This window comes from Tumidithrix elongata BACA0141 (genome assembly GCF_036349135.1).
Classification (GTDB): Bacteria; Cyanobacteriota; Cyanobacteriia; order Pseudanabaenales; family Pseudanabaenaceae; genus Tumidithrix; species Tumidithrix elongata.
This window is the reverse complement of sequence record NZ_JAZBJZ010000065.1, coordinates 1-17823: the sequence shown is the minus strand read 5'-3', so window position 1 is coordinate 17823 and position 17823 is coordinate 1. Positions and strand designations below refer to the sequence as shown.

18 protein-coding genes and 2 pseudogenes are annotated in these 17823 nt (G+C 44.4%); 11 read left to right on the top strand and 9 right to left on the bottom strand.

What is annotated here, in order from left to right; translation table 11 throughout:
* Positions 1 to 134 precede the first annotated feature (134 nt).
* Positions 135 to 578 (top strand): hypothetical protein, encoded by a 444-nt coding sequence (locus V2H45_RS15575; protein ID WP_330484575.1) that lies wholly within the window; start codon positions 135 to 137, stop codon positions 576 to 578.
* 14 nt (positions 579 to 592) lie between these two features.
* A complete protein-coding gene (locus V2H45_RS15570; RefSeq protein WP_330484574.1) occupies positions 593 to 1915 on the top strand; it encodes a hypothetical protein in 1323 nt (440 codons plus the stop codon).
* A 142-nt stretch (positions 1916 to 2057) separates the two neighbouring features.
* Here the strand turns inward: V2H45_RS15570 and V2H45_RS15565 are convergent, their stop codons facing one another.
* The 3 genes and pseudogenes from V2H45_RS15565 to V2H45_RS15555 all read right to left on the bottom strand — a co-directional run bounded on the left by V2H45_RS15565 (position 2058) and on the right by V2H45_RS15555 (position 4339).
* On the bottom strand, positions 2058 to 2621 hold the full coding sequence (locus V2H45_RS15565) for a Uma2 family endonuclease (protein ID WP_330484573.1): 564 nt from the start codon (positions 2619 to 2621) through the stop codon (positions 2058 to 2060).
* Between the two features lie 65 nt (positions 2622 to 2686).
* Positions 2687 to 2881, bottom strand: a pseudogene (locus V2H45_RS15560) (DNA double-strand break repair nuclease NurA); the annotation flags it as partial.
* 207 nt (positions 2882 to 3088) lie between these two features.
* On the bottom strand, positions 3089 to 4339 hold the full coding sequence (locus V2H45_RS15555; protein WP_330484571.1) for a nucleotidyl cyclase domain-containing protein: 1251 nt from the start codon (positions 4337 to 4339) through the stop codon (positions 3089 to 3091).
* 86 nt (positions 4340 to 4425) lie between these two features.
* On the opposite strand from V2H45_RS15555, the gene V2H45_RS15550 reads away from it, so the two are divergent.
* The 3 genes from V2H45_RS15550 (at position 4426) to V2H45_RS15540 (ending at position 8585) form a co-directional block, all read left to right on the top strand.
* Positions 4426 to 5055 carry a ribonuclease D gene (locus V2H45_RS15550; protein ID WP_330484570.1) on the top strand — a complete coding sequence of 210 codons (630 nt, stop codon included), beginning with the start codon at positions 4426 to 4428 and terminating at the stop codon, positions 5053 to 5055.
* A 121-nt stretch (positions 5056 to 5176) separates the two neighbouring features.
* On the top strand, positions 5177 to 7249 hold the full coding sequence (locus V2H45_RS15545; protein ID WP_330484569.1) for a S9 family peptidase: 2073 nt from the start codon (positions 5177 to 5179) through the stop codon (positions 7247 to 7249).
* Between the two features lie 133 nt (positions 7250 to 7382).
* Positions 7383 to 8585, top strand: a complete 1203-nt coding sequence (locus V2H45_RS15540) for a DNA double-strand break repair nuclease NurA (RefSeq protein WP_330484568.1) — start codon at positions 7383 to 7385, stop codon at positions 8583 to 8585.
* 79 nt (positions 8586 to 8664) lie between these two features.
* On the opposite strand, the gene V2H45_RS15535 is transcribed toward V2H45_RS15540, so the two are convergent.
* The 3 genes from V2H45_RS15535 to V2H45_RS15525 form a co-directional block, all read right to left on the bottom strand.
* Positions 8665 to 9120: a ferredoxin gene (locus tag V2H45_RS15535; protein ID WP_330484567.1), complete on the bottom strand. Its 456-nt coding sequence runs from the start codon at positions 9118 to 9120 to the stop codon at positions 8665 to 8667.
* Entirely contained in the window at positions 9113 to 9493 is a 381-nt protein-coding gene (locus tag V2H45_RS15530) for a DUF1257 domain-containing protein (RefSeq protein WP_330484566.1), read from the bottom strand. Before V2H45_RS15530 ends, V2H45_RS15535 begins: the two co-directional genes overlap by 8 nt.
* A 104-nt stretch (positions 9494 to 9597) precedes the next feature.
* Complete coding sequence (locus V2H45_RS15525) at positions 9598 to 9837, bottom strand: DUF2997 domain-containing protein (protein ID WP_330484565.1); 240 nt, start codon at positions 9835 to 9837, stop codon at positions 9598 to 9600.
* A gap of 288 nt (positions 9838 to 10125) precedes the next feature.
* On the opposite strand from V2H45_RS15525, the gene V2H45_RS15520 reads away from it, so the two are divergent.
* The 5 genes from V2H45_RS15520 (at position 10126) to V2H45_RS15500 (ending at position 15760) form a co-directional block, all read left to right on the top strand.
* Positions 10126 to 11289, top strand: a complete 1164-nt coding sequence (locus V2H45_RS15520) for an anhydro-N-acetylmuramic acid kinase (protein ID WP_330484564.1) — start codon at positions 10126 to 10128, stop codon at positions 11287 to 11289.
* A gap of 118 nt (positions 11290 to 11407) precedes the next feature.
* Complete coding sequence (locus tag V2H45_RS15515) at positions 11408 to 12418, top strand: Uma2 family endonuclease (protein WP_330484563.1); 1011 nt, start codon at positions 11408 to 11410, stop codon at positions 12416 to 12418.
* Positions 12419 to 12488: 70 nt separating this feature from the next.
* Positions 12489 to 15074 carry a DNA polymerase III subunit alpha gene (locus V2H45_RS15510; protein WP_330484562.1) on the top strand — a complete coding sequence of 862 codons (2586 nt, stop codon included), beginning with the start codon at positions 12489 to 12491 and terminating at the stop codon, positions 15072 to 15074.
* 183 nt (positions 15075 to 15257) lie between these two features.
* Positions 15258 to 15479, top strand: a complete 222-nt coding sequence (locus V2H45_RS15505) for a hypothetical protein (RefSeq protein WP_330484561.1) — start codon at positions 15258 to 15260, stop codon at positions 15477 to 15479.
* The gene (locus V2H45_RS15500; RefSeq protein ID WP_330484560.1) at positions 15476 to 15760 is read left to right on the top strand and encodes a type II toxin-antitoxin system RelE/ParE family toxin; all 285 of its coding nucleotides are present in this window, start codon (positions 15476 to 15478) and stop codon (positions 15758 to 15760) included. The genes V2H45_RS15505 and V2H45_RS15500 overlap by 4 nt, the downstream gene beginning before the upstream one ends.
* A 17-nt stretch (positions 15761 to 15777) precedes the next feature.
* Here the strand turns inward: V2H45_RS15500 and V2H45_RS15495 are convergent, their stop codons facing one another.
* Both V2H45_RS15495 and V2H45_RS15490 read right to left on the bottom strand, forming a co-directional pair.
* Positions 15778 to 15918, bottom strand: a complete 141-nt coding sequence (locus V2H45_RS15495; protein WP_330484559.1) for a hypothetical protein — start codon at positions 15916 to 15918, stop codon at positions 15778 to 15780.
* Positions 15919 to 15973: 55 nt separating this feature from the next.
* Positions 15974 to 16246 (bottom strand): hypothetical protein, encoded by a 273-nt coding sequence (locus V2H45_RS15490; protein WP_330484558.1) that lies wholly within the window; start codon positions 16244 to 16246, stop codon positions 15974 to 15976.
* Between the two features lie 61 nt (positions 16247 to 16307).
* Here V2H45_RS15490 and V2H45_RS25640 point away from each other — a divergent pair.
* Positions 16308 to 16535 (top strand): annotated as a pseudogene (locus tag V2H45_RS25640) (hypothetical protein); the annotation flags it as partial.
* A gap of 457 nt (positions 16536 to 16992) precedes the next feature.
* On the opposite strand, the gene V2H45_RS15480 reads toward V2H45_RS25640, so the two are convergent.
* On the bottom strand, positions 16993 to 17508 hold the full coding sequence (locus tag V2H45_RS15480) for a superinfection exclusion B family protein (protein ID WP_330484556.1): 516 nt from the start codon (positions 17506 to 17508) through the stop codon (positions 16993 to 16995).
* Positions 17509 to 17823 lie beyond the last annotated feature (315 nt).

Here is a 17823-nt window from a genome sequence, read left to right as displayed (position 1 = left end):
TTAGATCCCCGACTTTTTCTTTGCAATTTACAGATCGCTTTTGTTAGTCGCAAAAAAAGTCGGGGATCTGTACGCTACTATTTAATTTCCTTGCCTAATTCATTAATTCTTGACAATCTACTCTTAATCCTTCTATGAAATTTCTAAACCAATTCTTTTCTGCTTTTTTTGCCGTTGTTTTGACCTTCGCGATCGCCCTAGGTATCTCCATTAACCCCAGTTATGCCCAAACAACTCTCTCTGCGGATACGGCGGAAGAGTGCAAAGTTCTGCAAACTTCGCTTCAGACCTTGGTGAAAGCCTCAAATTTTAAAAATGCCGATCAGATGGTAGAAATTCTCAATGTTTCTGTGCAGGATCTTGAGAATGTGAAACTCTCAAACCCAGTGTTGCAATCAGTGCGATCGGGCTATGTGAAAGCGATCGCAAACTTAGCACAGGTCGTCAAAGAAATTGGCGCGGAACACCCCGACCATCAACCCCTCAAATCGCAATATTTTAAACCTTCCTTCACTGCTTTTAGCCAAGAAATCAGCCCTTGGATTCAAAAAGCCGTAACTGAATGTCCTAGCAAATAGAGCGAAAAAAGGTGATGAATATTCATGCTCAGTCGCTAACTCCAATTTATGTAACTGAGGAGATAAATCAACCATTCACTCTCTATGAAGGTAAGATGAAGATCCTCAGCGATTCACCAGAGCGAGATATAATTGCTCAGGGTACTGGTAGTATAAAGCTCGCTTGGTTTCCAAGAATAAGGCTCAAATATTCTTTCAATTGCGATAATCTCATTACATTTGATCTTACAAAAGAGCATTATCTGGAGCTAAGTCATTTAAAAATTTCCTGTAAAGCTACTGCTACTTCTTCAACTGATTCTTCTTCAGTAGTGAGTCAAAAAACGTATATCTCTGGTTTTCTGAATGAACCTGTTGCTAATGCCTCCAGCCAAAATATTTCCTATTTAATTTTTCATATCACAAATTTCTATGGCTATAGAGGAGACATAATTCAAAACTCCTCAGTAATCTGGTTTGGTAGACTCTTACTGCAAGCAAATGGGTGGAAAGTAACCATTGATTCATTGGAGCAAAAAGCATTTGACCAATTGACTAACTCTTTAGAAAATGAGGGAGGATACGCTATTACTCATGTGGCAAAGCTTGAACGGATTGACAATCAGATCTTTACTGCTGAACAAGCCCTAGATGTATTAAGTAGTTTAAGCTACTTTCTATCATTTTCTGCGGGACTATGGGTAGCTCCTATACTGCCAACTGGCTTTGATTCTGACAATAATCCCATATGGCAACAGTGGAGTTCTCATGTAGCATCCTCATATAGAAATGTATCATCTTGGTTCCCAATTCAAGAACCTCAAAATTTGACTGAAGCTTTTGTCGGATTTATGACTCTTTGGAACGATCAAGACTGGCAGCAACCTCTTAAGCTAGCTATTCATTGGTATGTTGAAAGCAACCTTCAGGCTGGAGGGATTGAAGGCTCGATCATTTTTGCACATTCTTCTCTTGAGCTTTTATATCAGCATTGGATTGGTATATTTAATAATGATGCAGCCAAAAAACTAGAAAAACTTTTTGAGAAGGCAAGACTTCCTCTAAAGTGTACTGATATGCCAAGTAAATTAGATTCACTCGAAAATTTACTGAAATTTACTACAGACAAAAATATTAGTCTTCCTAAAGCAATTACAGAGGTTCGCAATAAAGTAACTCATCTTAAACGCAACGATGAAATACATCATGTAAGCGTGAGAATAGAAACATGGCGATTGAGTTTATGGTATCTAGAACTTGTCCTTTTGCATCTTTTTAATTATCAAGGTGTCTACAAAAATCGTTTGAGATTTGCTTGGGAGGGTGATTATGACAAATTGCCTTGGGAACAACCATAAATAATGTCCACAGGCTATCACAACGCCTCATTCAGTCATCGTGTTCTCTATCTGCGATCGCGATCGCAAAGCCAAAACGAAGTAGTGCTATTGAGAATAATCGCAATAATTTTTCTAAAAAGCCAAGGCTAGACTCTCGGTTTTACTTCCGCAAATAGGCAAATAAATCTGCGATCGCCAAGTTTAGATCGCTGGCAAATTGTGGTACGGGAAGAACTGTCTCAGGCTCGTCTAATACCTCAATTTCTTGCTTGGGACGATAGATAAACACTGCTTTTTCATCGGGATCGATTAGCCAGCCCATCTGAGTTCCGTGCTTTAAGCAATGCAGAATATTCTTTGTGACTTTTGCTTGACTCTGGTCGGGAGAAAGAATCTCAATTGTCCAATCTGGGGCAAGATAGAAAGAATTAGAGATTTCTCCGTTTTCGTCACTAGGAATTTGTTCCCAAATAAAAACCGCAACATCAGGCACGATAGAGCGCCCACCAAACGTACACCGCAGTTCTGGAAAAGCCAAAGCGATCGCTTTTGGCTTCAATATCGTGTTAAGCAAAAAAACAAGTTCTGCTTGCAACTTACTATGTTTCCCTTGCGGCATATTTTTTTGAATCACCCGACCATCAATAAACTCACTCGCAGGTTTTGTTTCAGGTTGGGATAAAAACTGCTGTAGTGTAATTGTTTCAGATTGTGCTTGTACCATCGGGAACTCCCTCCAAGACGACCTAGCTCCATACATAAAGATTGTAGCAATTATTTACCTTGTTCTTAAGCAATGCTTCCCCGCTTGCGAGCTTCCTTGTAAGAGGTAGAAACATTTCGCAGTCCTACCTCGATCGTCTTTTTTCCGAGCAGAGTAAAGAACCGATGCCGATCGCTTCCCGTCACTACCAACTGATTGCGAGCTTCTGCCAAGGCTACAGGATAGCCATAACCTTTTTGTACCTGTGCCAAAATCAGCGATCGCGATCACAAAGCTAAAATGACTCGAAACACTTAACGACTTGCTTTTCTCGAATACATTGAACTCATAGGTCAGTGATATTCAGAGGAAAAGGCAATGAACATTTACAAAATTGGTGGTTTTATTTTCAAGTTCTACGGCGTATCCATTTCAGTGCTCTTTGCTTCTAACCTTCTCAGTCACGGGCTTTAGGGTTGCGACAAAACCTACCCCTCATAGGCAGTCATTTCTACTCCAGAGACAGTGTACTTAACTTCTGTAAATTCGCTCACATCCACAAATTCTTTCATTGCCGCGCTCAGATATAATTTGCCAAACTTTCCCTTGTCCTGAGCCATTTTGGAAGCTACATTAACGGGCATCCCCGCAATATCCTTTCCTCCAGTAGCCAGATTGAAAATTAAAACTGCACCTAGATCGATGCCAATGCGGCAAGCGATATCCTGTTGAGAAAGTTCGTGACGAAATGTTTTGGCAAAATCAACAGCAGCGAGAGCCTCATCAAAAACATAAATTCCTATAGAGCTAACTACCTTGATCTCAGCAGCAATATCTAAGGGAAGTAGCCGCAGTCCAATATCTTTCATCAGGGCTGAGAAGGACAACTGATTAAACATCGAAATCTCATGGATTTCCATTTCTTTCGTTTCGCGCTCGATTAGGACAACTACTTTTTTCTGTAAATACTTCTCTGCTAAATAGTGCGCAAGATCTTGGTCGTCTAGTCGCGTTTCATAGGCAACCAAATCAGCATAAAAACTTTCGGAGTAAGGAATTGGATATCGCTGATTTAACGGCTGTAAATCAGAAAGTCGGGTTCCATCTAATACGCGATAAATATTTCCAATTTCAGTGGTTAAGTCGCTACGTTTCTCGACGATGAAGCCGTGGTTTGAGGGTAAGCGATCGTAAATTGCTTGACTGATGACAATTTCGTTACCTTCGGTATTATTCTCAGCAATTTCTTCGATCGCATCCGCTTCAATGCCATACAAACCACCATAGATAGAGTAAAACTCCCCATAGTGAGCGCCCAGCCCAATTTTAGTTTGGCAATTTCGCTCGATTTCATCTTGGACGGTCAAAAGTGTAGAAATAAGCGTGGCAGCGCTCACAGAGTCAGGGTAAAACATTTGCGTGTTATCGGCCGCCCAAATTCCCACGCTTTCACCACCAATGGCTTTACCAAATCCATGCACAATTTTTTTGGGCTGGTTAATCATTGCCAAAATTTCTAACAAGCCTTTTTGCTGGCTAAGTTTCGTTAGCCCCACAGAGTCGGACGATACGCTGTAACCTCTGATTTTATAGGAGTTAAGCAATTGCAACGCATCTTTGTGGGTTTGCTGGCTGGTGAGCCATTGCTCGACTAATTTCAGCGGCAAGGTGCCAATGATGTCTTGAGTAACGTCAAACAGGTGAGGGGAGTACTGTTTTTTGCTGAGTTTGTCTACCATAATGATTTTGCTACTATTGCTAAGGTGGGCGCGTTAATGATTCGCCTAAGTCCTGACCTCACCCGTACCCTATTTCCACAAACTTCATGCAGATCAAGGATTTTCAAGTTTTTGACAACGATATAGACCTAGAGACACTCAACTATTATCTTAAATGCGACGCGATCGCTGTAGATACAGAGACGATGGGGTTAATCCCACGACGCGATCGCCTGTGTTTAGTGCAAATATGCGACCAGAGCGATCGGGTAAGCTTAGTGCGAATTGGTCAGGGCATCAAGTCAGCGCCTCACTTAAAGCTACTCTTTGAGGCATCGGAAGTCGTCAAGGTGTTTCACTTTGCCCGTTTTGACGTGGGTATGCTAGAGTCCCATTTGGGAATTGCCACCCATCCAATTTTCTGTACTAAAATTGCCAGCAAACTGGCACGCACCTATACAGGCAAGCATGGGCTTAAGGAATTGGTAAAAGAATTAGAGCAAATCGAGCTAGATAAAGAAGCACAATCTTCAGACTGGGGCAACGTTCATGCCCTATCAGAACAACAATTAAAGTATGCTGCTAACGATGTGCGTTATCTGCTTTCTGTCTATAAAAAGCTGATTGATATGCTGATTAGAGAGCATCGCTACGACTTAGCCAAAGCTTGTTTTGCCCACATTCCTACATTGGTATATCTAGATTTGCTGGGTTACGATGATATCTTTGCTCACTAAGAATTAGGCGAGATCGGTTGCCTTAAATGCCAACTGGATAGGCACTGGGGCACTATCTCAACAAGCATCTGAATGCTTCGCCCCAAATTAACAACTGGAATTTATTTAACTGCTATTCCCTATGACCTCTTCACTCCCTGTTTCGGATACTGCTTTGGTTACTGCTCCTATCGCTGCTAAAAAACAGCATGAATTTGAGATTCACGGTGACAAGATTACCGATGACTATGCTTGGTTGCGCGATAAAGAGAATCCTGAGGTGATTGCCTATCTCAATGCTGAGAATGATTTCACCGAAGCAACCCTCGCACCCTATGCCGAACTGCGCGAGAACCTCTTTCAAGAATTAAAATCTCGGATTAAAGAAGACGATAATACGGTTCCCGCGAAATCAGACAATTATTACTACTATTCCAAGGTAGTTGCAGGCAAGCAATATCGCGTCTACTGCCGCAAAAAGGATTCCCTTACAAATGACGAAGAACTTCTGCTCGATACCAATCAGTTAGCAGAGGGTGAATCTTATTTTAGCCTTGGTGCTTTTGATATTAGCCCCAACCATCAGCTATTAGCCTATTCCACCGATACAGATGGCTCCGAGGAGTATCTGTTGCAATTTAAAAATCTAGAAACGGGCGAATTGCTCAGCGATCGCATTCCCAACACCTACTACAGTTCGGCTTGGGCGAATGATAATCAGACCCTTTACTACACCGTTCTCGATGAGAATTCCCGTCCCTATCGTCTCTATCGTCACCACCTCGGTCAACCTTTCGAGCAGGATGAGCTGCTGTATGAAGAGCTAGATCCGCAGTTTTTTGTAGGTTGTTCAAAATCTCGCGACGATCGCTATATTTTCTTAGAAATGGATGGCAAGATTACTAGTGAAGCCTACTTTCTCGATGCGAACGATCCGCAGGCTCAGTTCACATTAATTGAAAAGCGTCAAAAGGGTATCGAATATAGCGTGACGCACCATCAGGGGAATTTCTACATTCTCACCAACGATTGCGCCACCAACTTTCGGATTGTTAAAACTCCCGTAACCCAGCCCCAAAAGCAGCATTGGCAGGACTTTATTTCCCACGACCCCGATTGCTATTTGGAAGGCATTGAGGAATTTAAAGACTTCCTCGTGATTTACGAGCGCATACAAGGATTAGAAAGAATCAAAATTCTTTCCCTATTAGACCACCAAGCTCACTATATTGAATTTGACGACCCCACCTATGCGATCGGAGGCTCGAGCAATTACGAATTTGATACCCCGATCTTCCGATTTGCTTACACCTCCATGGTGCAACCTCTGACAGTTTACGACTATGACATGCGATCGCGAACAAAGACGATTTTAAAGCAAGAAGAAGTGCCTGGTGGTTATGATTCCAGCCTTTATACTTCTGAAAGAATTTTTGCCACGTCCCATGATGGTGTGCAAGTGCCGATTTCTCTGGTCTATCGCAAGGGGCTAGAGCGAGATGGTTCGCATCCGTTGTATCTCTATGGCTATGGTTCCTATGGCGCCAGTATGAGTGCTTATTTCTCTGCAAATCGATTGAGTTTGTTAGATCGGGGCTTTGTGTTTGCGATCGCACATATTCGCGGCGGCTCGGAAATGGGAAGGCAGTGGTACGAAGATGGCAAGTTCCTTAAAAAGAAAAATACTTTCTATGATTTCGTCGCCTGTGCCGAGCATCTCGCCCAAGAGAAATACACGAGCAAAGGCAATATCGCCATCTCGGGTGGCAGTGCGGGTGGTCTGCTGATTGGGGCAACGATCAATCTCAAGCCCGATCTGTTTAAGGCGGCAGTTGCGGACGTGCCTTTTGTCGATGTTTTAAATACAATGCTGGATGAGTCTTTACCCCTGACTCAGCTTGAGTATGACGAATGGGGCAATCCTAACCAGTATGAGTTCTATCAATATATCCGCTCCTATTCTCCCTACGATAATGTGCAATCTAAGGCATATCCTAACCTGTTGGTTACAGGAGGGCTCAACGACCCACGCGTTACCTATTGGGAACCTGCCAAATGGACGGCTAAATTGCGCGCTTTAAAGCAAGACACCAACTGGCTTTTGCTCAAAACCAATATGGATGCCGGGCATGGGGGAGCCTCTGGTCGTTACGAAAGCCTAAAGGAAGTTGCCCTAGAGTTCACATTTATTTTGGCCGTGTTTGGATTGGCGTGAGAAGGGGGGATGAGGGACTACTCTGTTTAAATAGGGTCTGAGCCAGCGCATATTATCTATCATGGAGCTATCATCATAGTTGCCATGGCTTCCTCCCAAATCTTTCGCTTCTATCAGGATCGGGTATACCATTATGCTTAATTTACTCAAAGTAGCAGGGCAAATGCAGGGCATATCGGAACAGTTGCAAAAAGAAGCTAAGCAACTTGCAGATAAGCTCAGTCGGGCTGAAATCTTATTTCAATCCGCGATCGCAAACCAAGCTCAACTCACCCAAAACCGACAACAATGGAGCGATCGCCTCGCCTTTAACTGTGCGGAGCCCATGGAATCTTTGCAAGAAATTCGAGTGATTCCACCGATGGCTTCTCCCCATACGGTTCTGGCTACGGATGGTTCTCAGATTGCTCCTAGCCGTCATGAGATTGCCTATTGCTACTTGATTAATGTCGGTCGTGTGGCATTGCACTATGGTTCGGGAGCATATCCTTTATTGGATAGCGTGCCTGAAGTCTATTACAAGCCTGAAGATCTCTATGGTGCGAGAAAATGGGGCATTCAAACAGAAGAATGGATGACATTCAAGCGTACCGTTGCCGAAGCGATCGCGCTTGCAGAACTGGCTGAGGTCTCACTGCCGACACCAACGGAAACAACCCATGAAGTTTATCCCATCCTAGCTTTGAGCGATGGTTCGTTAATTCATTGGGAACTCGATCCTCTCCCTAAAGAAGCCAGAGCCAAGATTCTACCTGACATTCTCTCTGCATGGGAACGATTGCGAAACGCAGGTATTCCACTCGCTAGTTATATCAGTTCGCCTCGCACTGTAGAAGCCATCAATTTTCTGCGCCTTCAGGCTTGTACCTTTGCTCAACCCGATTGCGCTACCCATTGTGCCAACAAGCTTTTAGATTATGTGCCCTGTAGTCAAGTTCAGCCCCTGCGAGATGCGACCTTATGGAACAGGCTGCTGCAACCAGGAGAATGCAGTCCCCTCTGGCACAGTCACGCCCCGATCTTGCAGGAATATGGCGACCACGATATCTATTTCTGCTATCTTCATGTCGGCTCTGAGGTGGCAAGAATCGAAATGCCTGCTTGGACAGCTTTAGACGAACAACTCAGACTGCGATCGCTTTCGCTGATTTTGGCACAGGTGCAAAAGGGCTATGGCTATCCTGTAGCACTGGCAGAAGCTCATAATCAGGCGGTGGTGACGGGAAGCGATCGGCATCGGTTCTTTGCAATTCTTGAAAACCAAATGATCAAGTCAGGTCTGCGCAATGTTTCCACTTCTTACAAAGAAGCTCGCAAGCGTGGCAGCATCGCCTAAATGCAGAATTGCCTAAATGTAGATTTAGAACTCGTAAAATTCTTGATGGTTGTACCAGAATTGTTGTACCAAACGCTATTTACGAATGGTTGTGAATCTCCCCGTCACTTTTTTTATGCTCGCGACTCTTGCGGTGTCTAGCTCGTAGGGTGGAGCCATCACCAATAATGCCGAGATTTTGGATAACCTGTTCTTTACGGGCAGCTTCTAAACCAGCTAGGTCTGTGTAATTAACCCAAGCAATACAGTCTACAGGACAAGTATCGATCGCTTCTTGGACAATTACTTCTTCATCGCCATCTTGGGCGACAACCCGCGCTCTGCCATAGCTTTCTTCTAAAAAGAAGGTATTCCGAGCCGTATGAGCGCAGTGACCGCAACCAATACAGACACTCTCATCGACATAAACGGCATTTTGCCGAAGCGCACCGCCGAGTTCTGGCTCAAAACCAGAGCGATCCGCATCTTCATGACGCAGATCGCCGCCTAATTCGGGCTCAAAACCTGTGTAGATATCGGTTTGAGGATTAGCCATTCCAACGCTGCAAAACGAGGCGAACTGAGCCATCTTCTCTGACTTGTTGCTCGGCGAGGGCAAAACCTTGATTTTCTGATTCGGTCATCACGGTTTGGACGGCGTAGCCTTGAGTGACTTTTCTTAAGAAGCTCTCAACTGTCCAAGGTTGCTGCCAATATTGCATATCTGCAACGAGTTCGTATTCTGTGCCATTCCAGCGGAAGCCCACGTCATAGCCGTTGTCTTGCTCGATCACGACTTCAGCCGTAGCGGTTTCACCCTGATAGCCACGTAATTCACCAGATTTCCAGCTTACACCTAGATCGGTGAGGGCTTTTTGAAGTGGCTCAAGAGTGCGAATTTGGGTTTTAACTTGGCTGAAATGTGACATATAGGGGATTCCTCAGTTAGACGACTAAGTTGGTTAATTCGGTTTTTAATAAATCTAGACGATCTTAATAAAAGTTCTTACTTTGACTCATACTTTGAAATGATTTACCACTGACTAAAGCCTGATTCAGAAGGCTCTGATACCTGATTGAGTTGCGTTCTGGCAGTTGTTTGAGCTTGAAACTGCTGTTGGGCAAAATTCTCAGACGTGAGCTCGCGAGAAGCGACAACGCCCAGCTTTGCCTCGATCGCTGCTGTAACTGCGGCACAACTAGAGCCAATGATGCCAGTCACGCGCTCTTCAACTCTGCCATCAGGGTGAATGATAAATTCCAAAGTTTCCATGCTGTTTTGAGCTTGAACTTTATGTAGATAGTTTCGCCTACAGTTTATATTAGCGTCAAGAACTTTACAAAACTAAACTTAACTATGTGAAATGTATATGTAGCAGGGGTAAAGGCTCATATTTTGCTTGGTTTGGGTATATTTGCGATCCCAGCTTGGTGAAATCTATCTCTTTTGAGATACTTGGTTTTTGGCTGTTTCACAGCTTGGTATTCGTATGGAACAGATCCATCAGACCTTGCTGTCTGGAGCTACCTAGGTTTCAACTTATGAAATATTGGTGAAAAAATGCAAAATTCAGTGCTGGCGGTTGGCTTAATCAGTGGCACATCGGTAGATGGCATTGATGCGGCTTTAGTCGAAATTACAGAACAGGATGAAAAGCTGCAAGTTCGTCTGATCGCGGGGCATACGTTCGACTACGAACCGAATTTGAGAGCGGAGATTCTGGCAGTCTGTGCGGGGGAACCCAGAGCGATCGCGCAGTTTTGCGAATTAGATGACAGGATTGCGGTGGCCTTTGCGCAGGCAGCGATCGCCATAATCGAGCAAAATCCACAGCCAAAAGACCGCAAACCAAATTTCATTGGTTCGCACGGGCAAACCGTGTTTCACCGCCCACCGCTAGGAATTGACGCAAGTGGGAAGACAACCCTAGGCTACTCGGTGCAATTGGGGCGCGGTGCGGTAATTGCTGAATTGACGGGCATAAAAACCGTTAGTGATTTTCGGGTGGCGGATATCGAGAGGGGCGGTCATGCTGCACCGTTAGTCCCCATGCTCGATTGGTTGTTGCTAACCCATGCCACAGAAAATAGGGCTTGTCAAAATATTGGGGGCATTAGCAATGTCTGCTATTTGCCAGCATCGGGGACACAGGATCTCGTGTTTGGGTTCGACAATGCCCCAGGAAATGTCTTGATCGATATGGCAACCCAGAAACTCTTTAACCTGCCCTTTGATGATGGCGGGCAACTAGCGAGCCAAGGCAATTTTTACTTGCCCTTAATTGAGTCATGGTTGCAACAAGAATTTTTTCATACGCCGCCGCCAAAATCCACGGGTCGCGAACTATTTAGCCCCAGCTATCTGGAGCACTGTCTAGAACAGTGTCAGCAAGCCCAACTCTCAAACTATGACATTTTGGCAACCCTGACAGAATTTACAGCCAGAGTGATCGCCTTGAGCTATCGTCAATTTTTACCGAAGTTTCCCGATCGGGTTTTACTCTGTGGGGGTGGTTGCCGCAATCGCTATCTGGTCGAGCGTCTGCGCGATCTGCTTGCGCCTGCTGCGGTGATGAGTACCGATGATGCGGGGGTCAATGCTGATTTTAAAGAAGCGATCGCCTTTGTGGTGCTGGGCTATTTAAAGTTGCAAAAGCGATCGGGTAATTTACCGAGCGTTACGGGCGCAAAGGGTTCTGTAGAGTTGGGGCGAGTTTATGAATAGCTACTAGTATTGAGCCATTAGCGATTAGCTCTTAACCCTCCATGTCAAGCCGACGAGGGAAGGTCAAAGCTTATGCTCGTTATGTTAAAGTTAAGCCATTGTATCTCTTGGAGTTACTATGGAAACCATTCAAACACTTGTGTTGCCAACCACTCCAGCATCATCTCTTGTTGACACATCCAAAACTAACCTACCCGATCATACGCAATTACCCGAATCTGATGGAACCTTTGTGAAGAATTTTCAGGAACACCCACAAAGTCTTGTTTTAACAAGTTCCATCGAGCCAATCTTACAAAAACTGCATCCTGATGGGCGTTACTGTATTGGACAGGATAGTGGTATTTATTGGACTTTGACCGAGCCACCTGAAAAGGGTGCAGAAGCTCCAGACTGGTTTTATGTGCCGAATGTCCCTCCACTTCTGAACGGAGAGTATCGCCGTTCCTATGTAATGTGGAAAGAGGCAGTTATTCCGCTGATTGCGATTGAGTTCGTCTCTGGCAATGGAGCTGAAGAAAGAGATGCTTCACCTCCTCCAGATAATGATGAGATTGACGTAAATACAGGGAAGAAAAAGAAAGCTGGGAAGTTCTGGGTTTACGAACAAGCAATTTGCATCCCTTTTTATGCGATTTACGAGGTGAGGAAAGCTTCTGTTGAGGTTTATCATCTAGTTGATGGACGGTATGAGAAGTTGCAGCCTAACGAACGCGGTCATTATCCGATCGCTCCGATGGGTGTTGAGCTTGGTATCTTGCCTGGCAAGGAACAACCTCCTGTGCCTTGGTTGCGTTTCTGGGATGTAGACGGGAATTTGCTTTTGACAGGCGATGAAAGAGCTGTTTTTGAGATGAAAGCTCGGTTACAAGCTGAGTTGGCTCAACAGCAGGCTGAGGCGATCGCTATCCAAGCCGAATTAGCCCAAAAGCAGGCCGAACAGGCACAGCAACAAGCCGAAGCGATCGCGGCTCAAGAACGTCTTGCCAAACAACAGGCAGAAGCGGCGGGACGCGTCCTGCAAGGAATCGCCGATCGAGCCAATCTAGAAAAACAACAAGCAGAACAAAAAGCCCAACGGCTTGCTGAAATGCTCAAAGCGATGGGGATCGACACCGATCGAATCTAAGCTAAAGAAATCGCACGTACAGCTAACAGCTAAATTCTCTCTAAATTCTATCGTTGCTACAGGGTATTCTATGTCGTCATTTGTTGGTCTCCATGTTCACAGTGAATACAGCTTATTAGATGGGGCGAGTCAATTGCCTAACCTGATCGATCAAGCCGTGGCTTTGGGCATGGAAGCGATCGCGTTAACCGATCATGGAGTGATGTATGGGGCGATCGAACTGATCAAAACTTGCCGAAATAAAGGCATCAAACCGATTATTGGGAATGAGATGTACCTGCTGAATGGGGACTATACCAAGCAGGAGAAAAAGCGTAAATATCACCAAGTCGTACTTGCCAAAAACACGATTGGTTATAAGAATCTAGTGAAGTTGACTTCGATTTCGCATCTCAAAGGATTTCAAGGCAAGGGTATCTTTGCGCGTCCCTGCATCAATAAAGATGTTTTAGCCCAGTATAAAGAAGGCTTAATCGTCACCTCAGGATGTTTGGCGGGAGAAGTGCCACAGGCGATTTTGCAAGGACATCCTGACATCGCTAGAGAAGTTGCCACTTGGTATAAAGAGCAATTTGGTGAAGATTATTATTTGGAAATTCAAGATCACGGCTATCCCGAAGATCGGGTCGTGAATGTGGAAATTGTCAAGATCGGTCGCGAACTTGGGATTAAAGTCGTTGCCACCAATGATTCGCACTTTGTCTCTTGTCATGACGTGGATGCCCACGATGCGCTCCTTTGCATTCAGACAGGTAAGTTGATCGAAGATGAGAAGCGTTTGCGCTATAGCGGCACGGAATATCTCAAGTCTGCGGATGAGATGAAGATGTTGTTTCGCGATCATCTAGAGGATGATGTGATTGCAGAAGCGATCGCCAATACCTTGGAAGTTGCAGCTAAGGTAAAATCCTACGATGTTATGAGCGAACCTCGTGCGGCGGAATATGAAGTCCCCCCAGGGCATACGGCGGAAACCTATCTCACGGAAGTGACATGGCAGGGGATTCTCAATCGCTTTCGCACCCAAAATCGCAACGACATTCCCCAAAGCTATCAAGATCGCCTGCATTACGAACTCCAGATCATGCAGCAGATGGGCTTTTCTACCTACTTCCTAGTTGTGTGGGACTTCATTAAATATGCCAGAGACAAGAATATTCCCGTTGGGCCTGGAAGAGGTTCCGCTGCAGGTTCGCTCGTCGCCTATGCTTTAGGCATCACCAATATCGATCCGATCCATCACGGCTTGCTGTTTGAGCGATTTTTAAATCCCGAACGTAAGTCCATGCCTGATATTGACACCGATTTCTGTATCGATCATCGCGGCGAAATGATTGAATACGTTACCAAGAAGTATGGGGAAGAGCGCGTCGCCCAGATTGTTACGTTCAACCGACTCACTTCCAAAGCGGTGCTCAAAGATGTGGGCAGAGTGCTGAATGTTCCCTATCGCGAAGCCGATGACATGGCAAAAATGATTCCTGTGTCTAGAGGCAAGCCCACGAAACTCAAGGTGATGATTTCCGATGAGACCCCTGCCCCTGATTTTAAGGAGAGGTACGACAAAGACCCCAAGGTGTTTGAGTGGCTAGACATGGCAATGCGGATCGAAGGTGTGAACAAAAGCTCGGGCGTGCATGCGGCGGGTGTGGTAATTTCGCCTATGCCTCTCGATGAGATCGTTCCCCTGCAAAGGAACAATGATGGAGCCGTGATTACCCAATACCCCATGGAGGATTTGGAGTCCTTGGGGCTGCTAAAAATGGACTTTTTGGGACTGCGGAACCTTACCACGATTCAACATACGGTCGATTGGATCAATCAAACCAAAGACCCTAGCTTTAATGTCAATAAAATGATTCCCGATGAGAATACGGAGGCCAATGCTAAAACCTATGCCGTATTGGCGAAAGGAGACTTAGAGGGTGTCTTTCAGCTTGAATCTTCGGGCATGAAGCAAATTGTGAAAGATTTAAAACCTTCCAATATTGATGATATCTCTTCGATTCTAGCGCTCTATCGTCCGGGCCCACTGGATGCTGGTCTGATTCCTAAGTTTATCAACCGCAAGCACGGTCGAGAACAGATGGAATACGCACATCCCGATCTAGAGCCGATTTTACAAGAAACCTATTCCATTCTTGTATTCCAAGAGCAAATCATGAAGATTGCTCAAGATTTGGCTGGATATACCTTAGGGGAAGCCGATCTCCTTAGAAGAGCGATGGGAAAGAAGAAGCCAGCGGAAATGGAAAAGCAAAGAGAGAAGTTTCTCGATGGTGCGGCTAGAAATGGGATTAAGCCTAAGGTTGCCACGGACTTATTCGAGCAGATGATTCTCTTTGCGGAATATTGCCTCAGCTATGATACGCCCGTCTTGACTGTGGAATATGGATGGATGCCGATTGGCAAAATCGTGGAAGAAGCGATCGCTTGCCAAGTCTATAGCGTTGACCCCAACGGCATTGTCTACACCCAAGCGATCGCCCAGTGGCACGATCGCGGACAGCAAGAGATATTTGAATACACTCTAGAAGATGGCTCCATCATCAAAGCCACCAGGGATCACAAGTTTATGACTACAGAGGGAGAGATGCTGGCGATCGATGAGATTTTTGAACGAGGATTAGAACTTCAGCAAGTTAATCCTTTGTGATGCGATCGCTGGGTCAATCAGGAATTCTTGGCTTCTTACGCTAATGGGCACCTCTATTAATTGGCTTATTCTCAATAAAAAGAACCTGAAAGCCTTGATGCTTCGTCTGTATTCTCAATTATTTTGAATTTTTAGAGGTGCCCTAATGTAGTGTTAGATTTATACATGTAGTGTTAATGTGTCTTGGCAAAGATGAAAACCTATAGCTTTAATCAAATCCTTGAATTAGTAGAAGAAATGTCTGATGACGAAAAGTTTACTCTACTTGATTTGGTTGGACATCGGCTGCGCGAAAAGCGGAGAGATGAAATCGCTCTAAATATTGCTCGATCGAATGAAGAGTATACTCAGGGGCAAGTATTCCGAGGCACATTAGCTGAAGTGATGGCAGAATTAAGACGATGAGAACTCTTGTATTCACCTCTTCGTTCAAACGAGCCTTCAAGTCGTTGATTCGCCGAGAACCTGAGATGGAAGGCAAAATAGTTGAACGATTAGAAATCTTGGTTGTCGATCCATTTCATCCTTCGCTTAAAACCCATAAGCTAAAAGGAAAATTATCTGGTGCATGGGCTTGTAGCATAGAGTATGACTGTCGAATAGTTTTCAATTTCAAGAAATCTTCAGATTCGGATGTAGAAGAAATACTGCTGATTGATATCGGCAGCCATGATGAAGTTTACTAAAAAGCCTTTATTAGCCTTCATTTATCAAAGCCACCAAGGATCGCAAATTCATGACTATCGAGGGAGAGATGGTAGTGATCGATGAAATTTTTGAGCGCAGATTGGAACTTCAGCAAGTTAATCCTTTGTGAGGCGATCGCAGCGATCGTTCCATTCAACCAGATCTAGCTTAATATCTAGTCTTCTCAAAATCTGCATTGACGATTCCTGCAATCATACAGATTTCTTCGTTCGTCCACCAAATCGACGAACGTGGCGAGAACCAACTCGAACAATCCAGATTTGAGCATTTGGATGACGGGCTTCAAGGCGATCGCAAGCAGCTATTTCACGCGCATCTAGTTCAAAATCTCCAGTTTCAAGATCGATTGCCACAATCTTCCCGTGATTATCTGCCTCGACTTGTGGGCGGATTTGAGTTTGGTAAATGAGATCGCCACGTTGGGCAAATTCTTCTTTGCTATAGCGAGGTTGCAGAACTGCCATAGTTGTGACTCCTTTCCGATTTTTAAATCCTTAAGGTGATTATAGCCCAATCAGAATAGCGATCGCTTGCCAAGTCTATAGCGTTGACCCTAACGGCATTGTCTACACCCAAGCGATCGCCCAGTGGCACGATCGCGGACAGCAAGAGGTCTTTGAATACACCCTAGAAGATGGTTCGATCATCAAAGCCACCAAGGATCACAAGTTTATGCCCACAGAAGGAGAGATGCTGGCGATCGATCAAATTTTTGAACGAGGATTAGAACTTCAGCAAGTTAATCCTTTGTGATGCGATCGGCGATCGTTCCATCAAACCTAGCTTAATATCTGGTCTTTAATTGATAACGGGTTTTGCATCAACAGACGGCGAAGCAGAATAAGTGAAGTGTGAGGATAGCGTTTCGCACCGTTCTGCCTGCATGCAGTAGTTAGACATGTATAGTAAAGCCATCTGAAGCATATAGCTATTTAACGCCAGTCTCCATCGGAGGCAAGCCTGCGGGAAGTATGAAAGAAACAAAGGTTATGAATTTATTAGGTTTCAGCATTCACGCAAAAGTTTGTTTCTTAGAAGTACCATAATTTTTCTATTACTTTTTTTGCGATTATTCCCCCACTTCCAGCGACAAAAGCTACGGCACCACTTAAACTTAGCAACAAAATCAGAAATGAACTGAACAAAAACTAGAAACCGTTGGCAGAGTCTGATGCCCTCAATCTAAAGTACAGGAAGAAAGATCTGTAAATTATTCTTTAACAAGATCTACGAGTTCTGGACGACGATGAAGTCGTTCCCAGACCCATGGCTGAATGTTGCAATCAAACATCGTCGATCCAGGATGCCCGATATTTGATGCCCAATATAAAATATTCTTTGCGACTAGACCACCCACTACTCCATCCTGCATACGTTGGGGAAGCGTTGTCGTATTCTTTCGTATATACTCCACAAGAATCTGCTTCTCTGGAGGGCTCAGAACAGATAATTCTTTTCTGTATTGACGAACGTTCCAATTCTTAATTAGAGCTGGCGTTATTAGTTTTATTCCGTTTACAATAATCATACTTAGGAGTATTGAGATGCTTAGAAGGAATGTACCTCCAATCCAACTCCGATTATTGGCAAGTAAATCCACGATTCCGAGGGATTCTAATATTGAAATTGGAGCAAATAGAGAAATACCTGAAGCAATAGTAATACCAAGAATTACGTATGGAGATGCTTGTAGCACCGACGGCAATATTTTTTCAATATTGGACATAGAGAGCATACATAATGGCCTAGTTGGGCTAAAAAGCAGTGTTTTATGTCTAAACTAATGTGATATACGGAAACTTTCCGTATATCTACCCGATACACGCTAATTATACCGAAACTTTTGGGATAACACCACCAATATAGTGAAATACCAGCAATTCTCATTTTGACTTGTAGTTCGCTAGCTTGGGTGAAATTAAGCCAAAATTTCCATAATGAGAATTGTTAGTGAAATACTCGGCAAGTTTCTGGGTAACAAACTGTTTTAGTAATTGCTCAACCTAGGTAAATTGACAAAAGCAGCAAAGCTGATAAAGTA